General features: G+C 61.3%; 17 protein-coding genes and 2 tRNA genes. 6 read left to right on the top strand and 13 right to left on the bottom strand.

Annotation, left to right across the window (positions count from 1 at the left end):
• Positions 1-21: 21 nt before the first annotated feature.
• Positions 22-1,983, top strand: a complete 1,962-nt coding sequence (locus tag ACFQL3_RS07390) for an AAA family ATPase (protein ID WP_377052829.1) — start codon at positions 22-24, stop codon at positions 1,981-1,983.
• Between the two features lie 47 nt (positions 1,984-2,030).
• The gene (locus tag ACFQL3_RS07385) at positions 2,031-2,966 is read left to right on the top strand and encodes a hypothetical protein (RefSeq protein ID WP_377052827.1); all 936 of its coding nucleotides are present in this window, start codon (positions 2,031-2,033) and stop codon (positions 2,964-2,966) included.
• A gap of 19 nt (positions 2,967-2,985) precedes the next feature.
• Here ACFQL3_RS07385 and ACFQL3_RS07380 read toward each other — a convergent pair whose 3' ends face one another.
• The 8 genes from ACFQL3_RS07380 to ACFQL3_RS07345 all read right to left on the bottom strand — a co-directional run bounded on the left by ACFQL3_RS07380 (position 2,986) and on the right by ACFQL3_RS07345 (position 8,375).
• Positions 2,986-3,285: a hypothetical protein gene (locus ACFQL3_RS07380; protein ID WP_377052825.1), complete on the bottom strand. Its 300-nt coding sequence runs from the start codon at positions 3,283-3,285 to the stop codon at positions 2,986-2,988.
• Between the two features lie 2 nt (positions 3,286-3,287).
• Positions 3,288-3,563, bottom strand: coding sequence for a winged helix-turn-helix domain-containing protein (locus tag ACFQL3_RS07375; RefSeq protein ID WP_377052823.1), 276 nt, complete (start codon positions 3,561-3,563; stop codon positions 3,288-3,290).
• Between the two features lie 101 nt (positions 3,564-3,664).
• A complete protein-coding gene (locus ACFQL3_RS07370; protein WP_377052821.1) occupies positions 3,665-5,143 on the bottom strand; it encodes a molybdopterin-dependent oxidoreductase in 1,479 nt (492 codons plus the stop codon).
• A 216-nt stretch (positions 5,144-5,359) separates the two neighbouring features.
• Positions 5,360-6,379 carry a hypothetical protein gene (locus tag ACFQL3_RS07365; protein ID WP_377052819.1) on the bottom strand — a complete coding sequence of 340 codons (1,020 nt, stop codon included), beginning with the start codon at positions 6,377-6,379 and terminating at the stop codon, positions 5,360-5,362.
• 415 nt (positions 6,380-6,794) lie between these two features.
• Positions 6,795-6,969, bottom strand: a tRNA-Trp gene (locus ACFQL3_RS07360).
• A 47-nt stretch (positions 6,970-7,016) separates the two neighbouring features.
• A complete protein-coding gene (locus ACFQL3_RS07355; RefSeq protein ID WP_377052817.1) occupies positions 7,017-7,244 on the bottom strand; it encodes a DUF5795 family protein in 228 nt (75 codons plus the stop codon).
• 48 nt (positions 7,245-7,292) lie between these two features.
• On the bottom strand, positions 7,293-8,174 hold the full coding sequence (locus tag ACFQL3_RS07350; RefSeq protein ID WP_377052815.1) for a DUF5794 domain-containing protein: 882 nt from the start codon (positions 8,172-8,174) through the stop codon (positions 7,293-7,295).
• Positions 8,175-8,177: 3 nt separating this feature from the next.
• Entirely contained in the window at positions 8,178-8,375 is a 198-nt protein-coding gene (locus tag ACFQL3_RS07345; RefSeq protein ID WP_377052813.1) for a hypothetical protein, read from the bottom strand.
• Between the two features lie 224 nt (positions 8,376-8,599).
• Between ACFQL3_RS07345 and guaB the strand changes: the two genes are divergently transcribed.
• Complete coding sequence (gene guaB, locus ACFQL3_RS07340; protein WP_377052811.1) at positions 8,600-10,090, top strand: IMP dehydrogenase; 1,491 nt, start codon at positions 8,600-8,602, stop codon at positions 10,088-10,090.
• 17 nt (positions 10,091-10,107) lie between these two features.
• Here guaB and ACFQL3_RS07335 read toward each other — a convergent pair whose 3' ends face one another.
• Positions 10,108-10,476 carry a DUF7344 domain-containing protein gene (locus tag ACFQL3_RS07335; RefSeq protein ID WP_377052809.1) on the bottom strand — a complete coding sequence of 123 codons (369 nt, stop codon included), beginning with the start codon at positions 10,474-10,476 and terminating at the stop codon, positions 10,108-10,110.
• Positions 10,477-10,926: 450 nt separating this feature from the next.
• Between ACFQL3_RS07335 and ACFQL3_RS07330 the strand changes: the two genes are divergently transcribed.
• Entirely contained in the window at positions 10,927-11,520 is a 594-nt protein-coding gene (locus ACFQL3_RS07330; protein ID WP_377052807.1) for a hypothetical protein, read from the top strand.
• Positions 11,521-11,726: 206 nt separating this feature from the next.
• On the opposite strand, the gene ACFQL3_RS07325 is transcribed toward ACFQL3_RS07330, so the two are convergent.
• A tRNA-Lys gene (locus ACFQL3_RS07325) sits at positions 11,727-11,800 on the bottom strand.
• Between the two features lie 78 nt (positions 11,801-11,878).
• Positions 11,879-13,606: a glutamate--tRNA ligase gene (locus ACFQL3_RS07320; RefSeq protein WP_377052805.1), complete on the bottom strand. Its 1,728-nt coding sequence runs from the start codon at positions 13,604-13,606 to the stop codon at positions 11,879-11,881.
• Positions 13,607-13,700: 94 nt separating this feature from the next.
• On the opposite strand from ACFQL3_RS07320, the gene nucS reads away from it, so the two are divergent.
• On the top strand, positions 13,701-14,441 hold the full coding sequence (gene nucS, locus ACFQL3_RS07315) for an endonuclease NucS (RefSeq protein ID WP_377052803.1): 741 nt from the start codon (positions 13,701-13,703) through the stop codon (positions 14,439-14,441).
• Positions 14,442-14,451: 10 nt separating this feature from the next.
• Here nucS and ACFQL3_RS07310 read toward each other — a convergent pair whose 3' ends face one another.
• Positions 14,452-14,913 carry a hypothetical protein gene (locus ACFQL3_RS07310; RefSeq protein WP_377052801.1) on the bottom strand — a complete coding sequence of 154 codons (462 nt, stop codon included), beginning with the start codon at positions 14,911-14,913 and terminating at the stop codon, positions 14,452-14,454.
• A gap of 157 nt (positions 14,914-15,070) precedes the next feature.
• On the opposite strand from ACFQL3_RS07310, the gene ACFQL3_RS07305 reads away from it, so the two are divergent.
• Positions 15,071-15,772, top strand: coding sequence for a hypothetical protein (locus ACFQL3_RS07305; RefSeq protein WP_377052799.1), 702 nt, complete (start codon positions 15,071-15,073; stop codon positions 15,770-15,772).
• Position 15,773: 1 nt separating this feature from the next.
• Here the strand turns inward: ACFQL3_RS07305 and ACFQL3_RS07300 are convergent, their stop codons facing one another.
• The gene (locus tag ACFQL3_RS07300; RefSeq protein WP_377052797.1) at positions 15,774-16,262 is read right to left on the bottom strand and encodes a CBS domain-containing protein; all 489 of its coding nucleotides are present in this window, start codon (positions 16,260-16,262) and stop codon (positions 15,774-15,776) included.
• Positions 16,263-16,303 lie beyond the last annotated feature (41 nt).

The raw sequence follows: 16,303 nt of genomic DNA, 5'->3' as shown, positions 1-16,303 counted from the left end.
GTGGTGTGGATAGGAGTGGCTATGAGCGAAGAGGCATATCAGGACGACATCGAAGTCTCCGCGGACGGGATCACCGTCGAAAAGGCGTTCAAGACGGACGAGTTCGCGGTACCGACGGTCAAGTTCACACTCACGTCGGAGCGAGGCGACTCGGCGACGGTTCGACTCTCCGAGGCGATTCCCGACGATTTCTCCATGGATGGCATCGGCTTTCACCCGGAGTACGAGAGCGAGAACTGGACGGCGTTCGAGGATCACACTGTCGAGTTCGAGCAAACGATCGACGCGGGCGAAGAGCTAATCACCGTCTACGGGGTCCGGATCGACGGGCCGGAACAGGCAGGCGCGTTCATGACCGAACCGGAGATTGCAGATGTCACGCCCACCGGAGAGTCCGACGAGGCCGCGACGGAACACGAGGACGAAGTCGAGGACTCGATGATCGACGACATCGCCTCCGAAGAGAGCAGTCAGGCCGTCAAAGACATGATCTCGGGCGAGTCCGACACGGTCCCCGGTCTCGAAGACGAGAACGAGGCGGCCGAAGCAGTCGAGGCTGACGACTCGGAGGACGAGGCGGCCGAAGAGGACGATTCCGGCCTCGACCTGGGTCTCGACGACGTCGATCTGGAACCGGACCACTCGGACGACGAAGACGCCGACGAGGACGACGACGTCCCCGATATCGACCTCGGTATCGAGGAAGGTGTCCCGGAACCAGAAGAAGAGAGCGAAGAGGTCGATCTCGAAATCGAAGCCGATGCCGACCTCGACGAGGACGACGAGGATGTCGACGACGTGGACGAGGACCTCGAAGACGACACAGACGAACCGGTGGAGGAAACGACCGAGGAAACCGAAGACTTCGAGGACGAACTCGACGAGGACATCGAAGAAGAACTTGACGAGATCGAAGCGGTGGACGAGGGTCTCGAAGTCGAAGACGCCGAAGCCGAAGACGCCGGAGACGAAGACGCCGAGGACGACCTCGACGAGGATATCGAAGACGGTCTGGATGAAGTCGAGGAAGTGGACGAAGAGATCGAGGAGACAGACGAAGACCTCGAAGACGAGGATGCTGAAGACCTCGAAGAGGACTTCGACAAGGATGTCGAGGACACGGAAGAAGTGGACGAAGACGCGGACGAAGTCGACGAAACGGTCGAAGATATAGAGGACGACACAGAGACGGTCGAGGAGTCCGCCGACGAAGTGGTGGACGACGAGACCGACGCTATCGACGAACCGACAACCGACGACGAGACGCCGGCAACGGAGCCCGTTTCGGCCGCGGCGGACGCCGAGACGGACGACGAAGCGACAGAAGCAATCGAAGCCGGCGGCGTCGCAAGCGCGCTCGCGGCTGAGCTTCGCGCGGGCAACGTCGATGAGGAGGACAAAGCGGTCCTTCGTGAGGAACTCGACGTCGCGACAGAGGATACCGGCGTCGACAGTAGCGTCGTCGCCCGGATCGACCACCTCCAGTCTCGCGTCGAGGAAGTCGCCGCGTACACGGGTGCGCTGGAGACGTTCCTCGAAGAACACGGTCGCGGCGACGAACTGATCGAGGAGTTCGAGGACGAGCTCGCGTCGTTCCGTGCCGACCTCGACGGCGTCGACCAGGCGGTCACGTCCAACGCCGAGGTCATCGACGACCTCGACGAACGCCTCGAAGAACGGATGGCCGGCCTCGACGACGAAGTCGGGAAGATCCGCGAGACGGTCGCCGGAGCGGACGAACGGATCGACGGGGTCGCCGCGGATCTCGATGCAGTCAGCGACGATGTCGAGAGCGTCCACTCGGACTTCTCTGAGGTCGCAGAACGACTGGACGACGTCGAAGGTACCGCCGACGAGACGGCGGCCGATATCGACGAGCTCTCCGGGTCGCTCGAGGCGCTTGGCGACGACCTTGACGACGTGGCCGGCGATGTCGAAGAGATCCGAAACTGGCGCGAACAGCTCGGCGAGATGTTCAGCTAATCGGGAAAACACAACCTGTTTGACAGCCGGAGCCGTTTGTGGCCACAATGACGACCATCTCGGTTGCCGTGCCGCGAAAGGGACGGCCCCTCGAAGCCGTCCTGAATCGGGTGGCACGGCGCGTCGATGAGAGCGCTCAGACGCCCGACGACGCGACTACCGACATCGCAGCGCTCGCGGATTCTATCAGTTCGACGCTCAGATACGAGAAAGCAATCACCAAAGGGAGCCAGCAGGCCAGCGAGGACGTCTACGAACGGCTGGCCGCGTACAGCACGCTCGACGATCCGACCAAGCCAGAGTACACGCTGTTGCGTGACGACCGCGGCGGCCGCCCGCGACGGATCGTCTTCGACAGCGTCACGGTCCCGCTGGGCGACGTCGACCTCCAACTGATCGGCCGCGAAGAGCCGTTCCGGGCGCTCCGGACACACGAGTTCACCCTCGGCTTCGATAGCGCCGACCTCGTTCTGGAGGAAGTCGTCCGCCTCCGTGAGGAGCCCATCGAGCGCATCAGCGACATCAACGCCCGGATCGACCCGCGGGACACCGACGTTCGTGTCGTCGGCGGTCTGGGCGACACGGTGCATCACACGCTGATGGGCACGCCGGAGACGCGCCAGCGACTGGATGCCGACGCGTTTGACCGGGAGTTCATTCGCTCCTACGAGGGGCCACTCTGTATCTCGCCCCGGTACGAGCGTCTGGTCGAAGCGGTGCTCGGCACTGCCGCAGTCGAAGATGTGACCTTCTGCTACCCTGATGAGGGCCGCGAAGAGGAGGCCTCGATTGCCGACGTGGGCCTCGGCGTCTATCTGACGATGACCGGGTCGACGGCCAGAGAGCACGGCCTCGAACTCGGCGAGCGACTGTTCCCCAGCGAAACCGTGCTGATGGAGAACGTCACCGAGCGCTCCGCGGCGGTCTCGTTCGTCGAGGAACTGATCGTCGGTTCGGCGCGCGATTCGGCGCTCGCGGTGTGATGGGGCTGGCTGGAGAGAGTTACTGTACGGTCACGTACGTCAGGAAGGCGATTGCGAGCAGTTCGAGCAGGCGCATCCCGACGACGACCTGGCCGACCATTGGGTCCGTGGAGTACAGCATCTGCATGCTCCGGAAGAAAAAGAACACTGCAACCATGTTCTCGAGCAGGAGCACACCACTGAAGCCGACCAGTCCGAGCACCATCCCGGATCTGAAGGTGCGGTAGTTCTTCAGCCAGACGGACAGGAGGACGACGAGAAGAGCGCTGTTGACCCCCGATAGAACCATGCCGGCGAGCCGAAAGCCTTCCATCGCCATGGTTACTCCACCTTGCTTGCGATCTGTTCGAACGTCTCCGAGTGTCGTCCGAACCGATCGGTCAGAAAGTACATTTTTCCGTAGTCGTGGTCACTCGGTTCGACGACGTCGTGTTCTGTGAGCATGTCCAGATGGTGGGTGATCGTGTTGTAATCGACATCCAGTTGGTCGGCCAACTCGTTCGCGTTCCGGGGCCGATCACGGAGTTCTTTGACGATTCGAACCCTGTTTGTCCCGCCACGGCTTCCGGCAAACAGGTACCACAGGGCCTTCTCCATTTGCTGTGTAGTTGGTGTAAAGCGCGCAATCAAAGTCGTTTCGACATCTGGACCAGCCGTAGAGAACTGGCAATAGGACTTCCGTACAAGCCGTTCGACCATTAGTTGACAGTCTTACTGACCCAGCCAGTCGCCCCGCTCGGGGATGGGTCCGACCGGTTCTGCTCCTGCAGTTCTCCTATCCCGTCGGTCGCTCGGACGACGACCTCGTGGCTTCCGTCGGGGTCGAATTCGTAGCGGTACTGCCGCCAGACGTCCTCGTCGGGCAGCGGTGCGGAGAGTTCTGCGTCTTCCCACGTCTCCCCGCCGTCCGTGGAGACCTCGACGCGCTCGATGCCACGAGTGCCCGCGTATGCGTGGCCGGCAAGTTCGTACCGCCCGTCGTCGAGTTCGGTGATGCCCTCGTCCCAGAGTTTGGCGACAGTGTTGACCGGGCCTGTGCCTTCCCAGCCACGTTCCTCCCAGTAGCCGTCTTCTTCGGCTTCGAGCAGTTCGATTTCGTTGATCCACTTGACGTTAGTTTCGCCCCAGTGGCCCGGCACGAGCAGGCGAACGGGGTGCCCGTTCTTCTGGGGGAGAGGCTGGCCGTTCATGCCCCAGGCGAGGAAGCCGTCCTCCAGAACGTCGACGGGGAACTGGACGTAGTAGCCGTCCTCGCCGTGGAGCATCACACAGCCACACTCGCTTTCCGGATCGACCTCGTCGAGCAGGGAGCGGATCGGCGTCCCGGTCCAGATGGCCGAATCCAGTTTGTGACCGTTGAGGTTCTCGCCGACACAGCGCAGGGTGATAAGCCGGTGCTCGACGGGCATCTCCGTTAGCTGGTCGTATTCGATCTCTGTGTTCATTCCGACCTCGCCGCTGACCGTCAGCGCCCAGTCGTCGGAGGGCACTTCCGGATCGAAACCGGAGATGCTCGTCCGGAAGAAATCGTCGATCGTGCTCACCAGTCCGGGCAGGTCGTCGCTGGCGACATCGAGTTCCTGACTCTGTGTCTTCTGAAACCGTTGTTCGATTTCTTCTTCGTCCGCTCCGGGAGCGCTCTCACCGATGTCGAGTCCGTCCCCGACGAGGGTACTGCCAGCGGTGATTCCGAGTCCGGCGAACCCGACTGCGCCGGCGCTCGCAGCAAGCACACGCCGTCGGGAGTGATCCGGATCGGCCGGGATCGGCGCGATTCCGACGGCGGTGAACGCTGCGACCGGAACCGCAGCGCCGATTGCAAGCATGGGATCGCCAATGAGCACCGCTGTCACCGCCCAACTGAGCAGCCCCGCGAGTGCAATGCCAGCGACCGATCGTTCAAACCGTCTGGCGATTGCGAACCCACCAAGCGCAATCAGGCCGAACAGACCGACGAGGATGAAAACCGACAGCGCCCGATGCAGGTGGTGGGCCTCCTGTCCGACGTTTTCGATCATATACTGGGAAATCACGCCCGGCGTCATGTTGACGACGAAGTCGTCGACCGGTTGCATGACAAACGACCGCGTGTAGCCGGCCGTCGCGTACGAACCGATGACCGCTGTGACCCCCGCGAGAAACGCGAAAATCACCTCAGTTTGCGTCGGGCGTCTCATGGGATGCTCACCTCCTGGCAGTTACGTCGGCGGTCGGGGCCACGGACGGAGACCGGACAGTGGCCTGGCTGTTCCATTCCGTACCGTACCAGTCCGTCGTCAGGCGCGATCCCAGAGGCCGACACGTTCTGCGAAGAACGAGTGTTCAGTGTTGAAGAGACGGCTGATAGACGGCGAAGCGACGACCGATAGTTGACAGACTGGACACTCATACTCTTACTCTGTAGAGACGATGGGGCAGTTTACGTGTGCTGCCTCGTCGTCGAGGATAGTCGCGCTCGTCGCCGAGTCGAGATCGGAAACGTCCTCGAAGTCAGCGTTGTCGTAGACGTTGACCCGCCACAGCGGCGAGTAGCCGGCATCACCCGGAAGCGTGGCGACGACGTTGTGCGTCTGAGCGCTCATCTCCTCGGTCATGAACCCTGACGCCGGACCGCCGCCGTCCTGGCCAGGGTTGGTGTTGAAACTGACGTAGATCTGGGAGAGCGGAACGCTACCGTCCATGGTCTCGAAACTGTCCTCCTCGAAGAGGAAGTACTGGACCACCTCATCCTCGTACCAGCCCTGAACGAGCGGTGCCTCGTCGTGGCCGTCACCGTGATGTTTCGAGGCTGTCGACCCCTGGGGGACGATCGGACAGTTCTTGATCGTGTTCGTCTGTTCGACGTCGTAGCCAGCCTCGGAGATACCGGAGACACTGGTCACCGTATTCGCCTCGTACTCGTCGGGGACGGTAACCATGTTGACACGCCAGAAGTCGTTGTACAGTTCGTCGCCGGGAACTGCATCGACGATGTTGAGTTGCTCTTCGACCGGATCGCCGTTCTCGTAAAAGAAGGCGTAGATCGGTGCTGGCGTGGTCTCCTGGACGTCGAAGTTGTAGTACTCCACCGTGTTGCCGTCGGGACCGAATCCCTGCGTAATGAACGGTTCCTGATCGAAATCGACTGGTTCATCGGGACCGGGAAGCCCGTTCTCGTCATTGCGCACCAGTAGAGTCCCGGCCGATTCGCTGAAACGGTCGATGGCGGCGCGTGGTGCTTCGTCCGGATCCATCCCGCTCATCTCACCATCCATGTCGTCATCGTCCATGTCGTCGTCCATCTCATCGTCGTCCATCTCATCGTCCATGTCGTCGTTGCTGTCCTCTTCGTCGCCGCCTATACAGCCAGCCAGTGCGATTGTCGCCGATCCGCCTGCGAGTTGTAGGAATCTCCGCCGTGACTTGTTTGACATTACGACTACACAGAGATATAGAAGATTAAAAGAGATTTTTCAACAAGCGGACAAATTGTGACCAACATCCGTTCAAACCCCGTTCAAACTTCGTCCATAGTTCGGCTCTAGTACAGCGTTTTTAATTAAACGATCAGGGAACTTCGTTGGCGTCATACTCGGCATATATTTGGATCAGACGGTCGTCTTCGGCCAGCAGTCCCGACACTCGTCGTACCGAGTGTGTTGGAATGAGGGAGACTCGGACCAACCATCTCCAGGTGCCGGCGGATTGGGGTTATTAGTAGAGAAGTAGAGCTACGAACGCTGTGGGGTTGGAGAGATTGTGAACCACAAGAACGTCGCTGCGCTCGTTCTCTGGGTTCAAATCACTCAGAACATACCTGCCGCTCGTGGTGTTGCTCGCGGCAGAGAATGGGGTTGGAGGGATTTGAACCCCCGATTGACTGATATCTCCGATTCACCTCGGTTCTCCAGAGAGTCGTCAACGCGAACGATGATCAGTCGCACGCTCAGTATATCAGTCTGGAGTTCGTCACCGGGTGTCAGTCTCTGGAGTCAGTCGCCATGCCTGGCTTGGCCACAACCCCGTCACTACTCCATAACCCGGACCGCCCTAAAGTGGTTTCGATTCAGATCAATCTCGTTCGGCCTTCGCCCAGTCGCAGTCCTGGCATTTCTTTCCTGTGACCAGTTCCGTTACGGTCGGCATATAGACGACTTCGAGAACCGAACCGCCACAGTCCGGACAGTCGGTATCGCTCTCCTCGATGGATTCGGCCTCCATGATGCTTTCGTCTTCGATCATCTCTGCGAGGTGTGCAGGCGTGACCATTCGACCCTGAACGACGCGGTTATCACTCATCGTGTGAACGAGGGGCTGGCGGCACCAAAGGCGTTCTGCTTGGCGGGGTTAGAGCCATGGTTCGCGGCGTTCGTTGCCTGCGTTGTCGTCGCCGTCATCGTCGTCGCCTGGCGTCCACGAGGCGCTTGGACCACCATCAGCCAGATGTGCGTCTCCGGCACCGGTGTCCGACGGAGTGGCGCTCGTGGTTTCGGCGTTGTTCGACGCGTTCGGGTCGAGGGCAAACAGCGCAGTCAGGGCGAGTACGGCCAGCGGGGCCAGGTCGCCGAGCGGAAGGTCGAGGAGCGAGAGCGGTAGCAGACCGAGTGCTACGGCGCTCCCGAATCGGAACCGATCGAGGTCGACCATCGACCGGAGCACGGGCCCGAACAGTGCGACCAGCAGCGCGAAGCCGACGCCGACGCCGGCCGCCGCAACGCCACGAGCGACCAGTTCGAGGTCGGAGACGAAGGCGAGTTGGGCGCCGCTCGGGTCGATGCTGGCGAACAGGCCAAGGGCGACGATAATCGCCGGGCGTGGCATGTACTCGCCGACCGTAGCGCTCGCCGTCTTCGCCGCGATTGCCAGGATCACCAGCGCGGCGAACCGCTCGAAGATCACCAGATCGACGAGTTCTGCGATCGACGGCGCGAGCGCGGCTTCGACCGCGGCCAGGATCAACAGCGGGATACCGACGAGCGTCACCGTCTTTGCCTGGCTACGGGAGGTGCCGTTCATCTCCGCCAAAATGACCGCAACCGTTGCACTCCCGCCGAACACGAGTAAGCCGACCTGTACGATGCCGGCGGTCGTGTCGAGTGCCCCTGCAAGGACGAGTGCTGGGAAGATGCCGTCGAGTAGGGGAAGGAACATCACCGTTGCAAGGAGCCGAGTCGCACCACCAACGCGTCGCTCTAGCTCCAGTGCAATCGGGTGTTGTGAGGTACTCATCGATCAACTTGCGTGGCCGTACCCCGTGGCCGATGGGTGGTGTATACCGCGATGCGAATCGGAGGCCTCGTGGGACAGCCAGTCGATCGCGGTGGAGATGTCCACCAGTTTTGTCCCCATCCAGAAGAAATTGAAGCAGTTGCCGGAACGAATGGTCATCTGACCGGCGTTGCTCTGGACGACGGAACTGGTAGACTGCATACATCACTATTGTTCATATCGAGTGATAAACGTTGCGTGAGGAGCGTCCACATATCGCGGGTCACGCAGTATGTACTGTTTTATTCATCGATGTGACCGACTGTACGACAGATCGATAGACGATCGGTCAGATCCTGTACTGAACCCCCGTAACAGCGGCTACGAACAGCCGGATCCTCGGCGCGTCTCGCAACGTTTTTCAGCGACCGAATCGGACGGTTGACATGGCGAACGACGCAAACGATCGATTCTCTTCGAAATTAAACGTTCCAGAGGCATTGACCTTCGACGACGTGCTGTTGCGGCCCAAAGAAAGTACCGTCGAACCCGACGAGGCGGACCTCTCGACGCGCGTATCGAGCAACGTCGAACTCAACGTTCCGATCCTGTCGGCGGCGATGGACACGGTGACGACGAGCGAGCTAGCCATCGAGATGGCACGACAGGGCGGCCTCGGCGTCATCCACCGAAACATGGACGACGACCGGATGGTCGACGAAATCACCAAAGTCAAGCGCGCCGACGAGCTGATCATTCGTGACGTCGTCACCGCGGAACCCGACCAGACTGTCCATCACGTCGACACGCTGATGGAGAACGAAGGTGTGAGCGGTGCACCGGTCGTCGACGACGACGACGAGGTACTGGGGATCATCAGCGGGACCGACATCCGACCGTATCTCGAAGTCGGCGAGAGCGACGAGGTCAGGGAAGCGATGACCGACGAGGTCATCACCGCGCCCGAAGACGTCACGGCCCGTGATGCGCTGGAACTGATGTACGAACACAAAATCGAGCGCGTCCCCGTCGTCGACAAGCAGAACCGACTCACCGGACTCGTCACGATGCAGGGGATCCTCCAGCGCCGCGAGTACAACAATGCGGCGCGCGACGAGACTGGCCGCCTGCGCTGTGGCGCCGCCGTCGGCCCGTTCAGCACTGAGCGAGCGATAATGGCGGACGAAGCGGGTGCAGATATCATCTTCATCGACTGTGCACACGCCCACAACCGCAACGTCGTTGGCGGTGCCAGGGAAATCAAAGACAACGTCGAGGCCGACGTCGTCGTCGGCAACATCGGAACGCGCGAAGCGGCCCAGGATCTGGTCGACTTCGCCGACGGACTCAAGGTCGGCATCGGCCCCGGCAGCATCTGTACCACCCGCGTCGTCAGCGGGGCCGGAATGCCACAGATCACCGCCGTCTCACAGGTCGCCGACATCGCGGCCACCGAGGACGTGCCAGTCATCGCCGACGGCGGAATTCGGTACTCCGGGGATGCAATCAAGGCCATTGCGGCCGGCGCGGACGCCGTGATGCTCGGTTCGTACTTCGCAGGCACCGACGAAGCGCCCGGACGGGTCATCACGATGAACGGCAAGAAGTACAAGCAGTACCGTGGAATGGGTAGCGTCGGCGCGATGAAGGGCGGCGACAGTGAGGAGAACCGCTATCTCAAAGAGGAACCCGACGAGGAAGAGTACGTCCCCGAGGGCGTCGAAGCGGCGAAGCCGTACAAGGGGAGCCTCGCGAGCGAACTCCACCAGCTAACCGGCGGCATGCAAAGCGGCATGGGCTACGTCGGTGCGGAGACGATTCCCGAGTTCAAAACGCGCTCCGAGTTCGTCCGCGTCTCCGGTGCTGGCCAGCGCGAGAGCCACGCCCACGACGTGGTCATCACTGACGAAGCGCCGAACTACAGCCCAGAAGAGTAACGACTTTTCCGATCCGTTTATTGGCGCAATCGCATGAGGAGTCGGTGAACCATATCGGGACGTTCGAGGCGGACGACCGCTTCTTCGCTGTCGTATGCTATCAGTTCTGCCTCGTCGAGTGCCGGCAGATGGTTGTGATGCAGCGAGATCTCGATCCGACGTATCTGGTTCTCTCCCCGCCGCTCGACTTCGGACGTGTCGGTCGCGATCTGTTGTGCGATCTCGTGTCGCTCGACCGATTCCCGCGGATGATGGCCGAGAACCTCGAGTACTCGACGGCGGCGTCGATTCGCGAGGAGTCCGAACGATGCGGCTACCCCCTCCTCGTCGATCCGCTCCGCTGTTGGGGGGCTGTCGTCGGAGGGTGACTGTGGGTGCATTCCCATTAGTAGTCCATCATAAAACCCGCGAACATATAATGTTTGTACGTTTATTGGTTATCGCTCAGCAGCGGTGAAATAGCGTTAGAAAGCCGAAATCGAACGTTAGTATCGAGTAATAATTCGATAACAAACGTCGTCTCATTCCGTAGATGATATCGAAGAAGCCAGGGTCGACTGTTCAACTCGTAATCGTGTCGTTTACCGGTTCAATTCCGCTTGAATCAATTCTGCTACGTGTGCGGAGCCAGGGGGCTATGAAGATCGGGCTGAAACACCAAGTTGGCGCAGTTGTATCTTTTCAGGGAGTCATAGAACCATTCGCACACCGCCTCTTCTGAAGCCAGACGCTCACTCAGTGTGGCGGGAAGCCCACTAGCGATTCTCCGTGAGTTGGTAGTTCCGACTCTGAAACACTGCCTTGTTCTTTATTGGCACTGCGCGATATGTAGAAGTATGACACCTCCACAACAGTATGATCTCACAGCGATTGACCTCTCCGGCAGCCAGTATATCGTCGAACAGACGGGACGGGACAAGAACCTTCGACCCGAGTATGAGGCCAGAAACGTTGCTGGCGACACCGTCTTCAGCGGCTTGTACAAGATGTACCAGGAGGAAGACGAGTTTCCCTTCGTCGACACTGATGGGAACGAGATGTTTACTGTGAAGGCAAGTGGCACCTGGGATATCGCCGGCGATTACGTCCTTACAGATAGTCACACTGGAGACGACCTCGTCATACTGGACAACGATTTCTCACTGGTTCAGGACACCTGGCGGATCCGCGACGCCGATGACCAGTCGCTCCTCGCCGAAATCGACTCGCGTGGTGTACTCGTCACCGCTGGTCGCAAGGTTCTGCCGTTTGGCCAGTGGATCGGCCACAAGTACGAAATAACCGATGCAGAGGGCGAAACTATCGGCTCTATCGAGAGCGACTTCGCCATGTTTGACCAGTACGAAATCACGATTACCGACGCCAGCTCGGTTCCGATAGAGCCGATTGTGCTCGGGACCGTCGTTATCGATGCGATTCAAGCGAATTGAGTTGTGTATCTCGCGGCCCGGCGGCGTATCGATACTTACCCTCGAGGTCGGTTCGGACTGACAGTTGTCTCACGGAGTGTTCGTGGCTAAAACGGGCCGGGCGCGATTGCGAACCACGCCCAGAAATGCTCGCTTCGCTGCGCCTTTCTGTTCTGATTCAAATCGCTCTATCCGCTTCGCTCGTCACGAACTGTTCCTCACAGAAGCGGGCCGGACGCGATTTGAACGCGCGACCGTCTGATTAAGAGTCAGACGCTCTGCCGGACTGAGCTACCGGCCCAACGTACCCCGAAGTTGCCGGGGTATAGTGAAATACGTTACGTTTACAGGTCGGTCCGGCGGGCAGTTTGTGGCCTTCTCAGGAGTGGGTGTAGTAGACGACTGCCTCCGCTTCGCCAGCGGGGTCGATATCGTCGACGCGGACGAAGCCCACGCGCTCGAACTGGAGGATTTCGTCGGGCGCTCGCTCGGCGAAGCCGGGTTCGGCACGGCCGGAGATATCGCCCCCCATCGTGCGCATCCGGACGGGGACGGATTCGGCGGCCGGCACCCAGTGGATCACGTCGACGCCTTCCTCGCGCACGGCATCGATGTCGTCGCCGGTGAACTGGAAGCTATCGCGGGTGTGTTTCACGCAACCCAGGCCTTTCAGCCAGACGCGCTCCTCGTGGTCCGGGCGGTCATCGGGTTCGATCAGTACGGCCTGACCGACGGGGATATCGCGAGTGCCGCGGTCCTCGTGGTCGGGGTGAAGCGGCGGGGTCGCAGTGTCCGGTCCGGAGCCAGTGAGCGGCACCTCGACGCCATCGCGGACGAAGAAGGCCCGGTCCGCCTCGTCGTCGATGATATCTCGGTTCTTGGAGTAGACGCTCGACATCGCGAGGTCGACGTTGCTTGTGGAGATGCCGAGTTCGACCATCGCGTCGGTGATGGCCTCGCCCTGAATCCCCCGTCGGCGAACGCTAGCTATCGTGGGCGCGCGCGGGTCGTCCCAGCCGTCGAGTTCGCCCTCGTCGATCAGTTCCTTGATCGAAGACGTCGACATCGGGACGTCGTACTCGTCGATCTGGACGTGACCCCAGTGGAGGACCTCCGGGTACTCCCAGTCGAAGTAATCGTAGACGAAGCGCTGGCGTTTGGCCGAGTCCTGCAGGTCGATCCCGCGGATGATGTGGGTCATGCCGAGCAGGTGGTCGTCGATGCCGCTCTGGAAGTCGAGCATCGGCCAGCAGCGGTACTCGCTGGCCTCCTCGCGGGGGTGGGGCGTGTCGATCATCCGGAAGCCGACCCAGTCCCGGAGTGCGGGGTTTTTGTGCTCGATGTCGGTCTTGACGCGCAGGACCATTTCGCCGCTCTCGTACTCGCCCTCGACCATCTCGTCGAACTCCTCGTGGATCGTCTCAACGTCCTTGTCGCGGTGCGGGCAGGGCTTCGCGTCGTTTTTCAGCGCGGAGAACTCCTCGCCGGGACAGGAGCAGGTGTACGCCCCGCCGTTGTCGATCAGGTCACGGGCGTGCTCGTAGTAGGTCTCGACGCGGTCGCTAGCGCGGTAGACCGCGTCCGGTTCGAAGACGAGATACTCGATAGCGTCGAGTATCTCGTCGTAGGCGTCGAGGTCTGGCCGCTTGGTTTCGGGGTCCGTGTCGTCGAAGCGGACGCAGAACCAGCCATCGTACAGTTCTTTGTACGTCCCGATTACGGCTGGCATCCGGGCGTGACCCATGTGCCACGGACCGTTCGGGTTCGGAGCGACGCGCATCTTGATCTCGTCGTACTCCTCTGCACGGGGGAGGTCGGGCAGGACCTGTTCGTCCTCCTCGTCCTCGCTTTCCAGTTCTTCGAGTTCCTCGGGAGCAAGGTTGGCGAGTCGCTCCCGTCGCTCGTCAGTATCGAGTCCGTTCACCTCGGCGATGACGCCGCCCGCGATACCGGGGATCTCGTCGCCGTGCTCGCGGAACTCGGGGTTCTCGCCCATCAGCGGCCCCATGATGGCGCCGACGTCCGCGTCGCTTTCGTGTTTCACGGCGTTTATCAGCGCGTGTTTCTCGACTGCCCGCTCGACCCGTTCGCGGAGTTCGTCGTTCATTACCGGTCGATACTGGGCGCGGCGTCAAAACTGCCGTGGATTGTCGGCGACGACGAACGGGCCGTTTTTATACTCGAACGCGTAACCGGAACCAGTGACAGGGACGGACGGAGACTCGGTGATCAACACCCTCGTCGACCCCTCGCTGGACGCCGCCACGGAGGCGGTCGAAAGCGGATTCGAGGCCGAACGGCTAGTGACGCTCTTTGGCCGCTGTACCGTCGAGTACGACGGCCGGGCGTCCTCGACGCTCGGACTCGGTGACCGCCACGTCATGTGCAAGCCCGACGGCTCGATTCTCGTCCACACCGACGAGAGCCAGCAACCGGTCAACTGGCAACCACCAGGCTGTACTCACGAGGCTGGCGTCGCTGAGGACCGACTCGTCCTCGAAAGCGAGCGCTCGACCCCGGACGAGCGACTGGTGGTCCGGTTCGAGCAGATCGCTCAGGTGTCGACCTTTGCCGTCGAGGACGCCACCGAACTCACCCTCGACGGCACCGAGGAGGATCTCCGAAATCGCATCCTGGACGATCCGGAACTCGTCGAACCGGGCTTTACGCCGCTCGCGACCGAGCGCGACACCGCCGCGGGCGCAATCGACATCTTCGGCGAGGATAGCGACGGCCGGACCGTCGCGGTCGAACTCAAGCGAAAGCGCGTAGGTCCGGACGCGGTCGGCCAACTCGGGCGGTACGTCGACGCGCTCCGGCGTGATCTCCACGACGACGCCGAGATCCGCGGGATCCTCGTCTCACCGTCGGTGACTGACCGCGCAGCAGAGCTCCTGGAGCGAAACGGACTGGAGTTCGTCTCGGCGGCCCCCCGCGAGTAACGAACCTCGACTACTCGGCTTGTACTCGGCCCGCACGCGTCTCGACGACCGTCAGATAGCCGACGTAGACGAGCGCGGCGGCGACGAGCGCGACTGCAAGCACCGTGACGCCGACGTACCCCTCTAGCGCAACCGACGGTTCTTCCCAGAGATACTGCCCGCCCTCGACGGCGAAGACGAACAGCGCGCCGTAGATAGCGGCGAAGGCGATGGCTCGCAGGAAGCCGAGCGAGCCGAGATGCCGGCTGTTGAGCAACTCCATGACGAACAGAAACGCAACTGCGAGGAAATAGAACGGTTCGGGCAGTGCCTCGCCGATCATCCGCCCCTCCTGGATCGCGACGACGCCGTAGTACGCCAGCGCCAGCAGGACCGCACCGAGGATAGTGACCGTGATGCCGTAGCCGCTCGTTTCCGCGGTCTGTGGCGTCCGTGATTCACCAGCCGCTGGGGAGGACTGCCCTTCGGCCATGCATACGTGCTGTCGGCGAACGGGGTTAGTTAGAAACGGCCTGTTCGCCGAGGCCGACTGATAAGCCAGAATTACCTGCGATCGGACTGCGCTGGCGGCGATCAGTAGCGCTGTCGTGGCCGAGGCATTGAAGCCGTTGCCGTCCTGTCTCTCGGTAATGACCGAACAGGCGGCACTCAGGGGTTTCGAACGGTTCGTCGACGACGCTATCGAGGCCACCAGAGCGCAGTTCAGCGTCTCGCGGGTGCTGACTGGGAGTCGGGGCGTGTCAGGATCGGTCGTCGATCGGATCGTACAGAACTCGGAGGCGTTCGACCGCAAGGTCGTCGGGCCGGAGCTATCGGAGTATCGTGATCAGATCGTCGACCAGTTCGAGGTCGTACTGGAGTACGCCGCCGATCCGACAGCGACCGGAGAGGAGTACCGGGATCCGATACTCACCCAGGACGCGTATCTAGACGCCCTCCGGAAAGACGTCGATCCGTCGCGCCGGAACGAGATAGAGGACCGACTCGTAGAACGCCAACTCCGCCTCGGCGACGCGATGGCACCGCTCGTCGAGAGCGACAGATCGGCGTTCTGGCCCGCCGTCCGAGACGTGTTCACTCACGACGAAGCACGGACCTTTGTCGACGACCAGTTCCGGTTTGCCGGGCCGTTGCGGACCGAAGCGGACGCGTTCCAGTTCACTGCGACGTTCGACCCCGGAACAGTCATCGAGGGATCGCTTGCGAGCGTGCTGACCAGTGGGATGCCGAGCGTGACACTGGAGTACACCGACGAAGCCGTCCGGTCGATCACCCGCGCGGAGTCGACCGTCGTCGAGCGAGCAACCCGAACCGTCGATCGGAAGTTCTAGCCTACGTCTCGTCACGCACCGCCCGCAGGGCATCCTCTCGGGTAACGATGCCGACGATCAGGTCGTCCTCGACGACCGGGAGGCGGTTGATATCTCGCGTCTCGTCGGTGAGCAGTTCGATGACCTCGTCGAGGTCGGTGTCGGGTTCGACCGTCACAACGTCCTCGGTCATGATCTCGTGAATCGGTTTGCGGGCGGCCCTCGCGGCGTCGATGCCGATGTCGAGTTCGTCGAGCGAGAGGTCGAAGCCGTATGTCAGCGTCTCGCTGAAGGGCGGGACGCCGATGGGGATCCAGACGATCCGGTCTTTACTGCGAAACAACTGTACCAGATCGGTCTGCGTGACGATGCCGACGACCTGGTCGTCGTCGTCGACGACCGGGTACCCCTCGAAGTCGGCCTTTGCGAGGCGTTCGAGCACCTCGTCGACGCGGTCGTCCCGATGCACCGTCTCGACATCCTCGGTCATGAACGCACTTGTTCGGACCATACAGGATCATCAAACCGGCAGAGTGTAGTCGTTGTGGTGGG

The organism is Natronoarchaeum sp. GCM10025321 (genome assembly GCF_042663585.1).
In the GTDB taxonomy this organism is placed as follows: domain Archaea; phylum Halobacteriota; class Halobacteria; order Halobacteriales; family Natronoarchaeaceae; genus Natranaeroarchaeum.
Note: the sequence above shows the minus strand (reverse complement) of the source record. Positions and strands in the feature narration are given on the sequence as shown.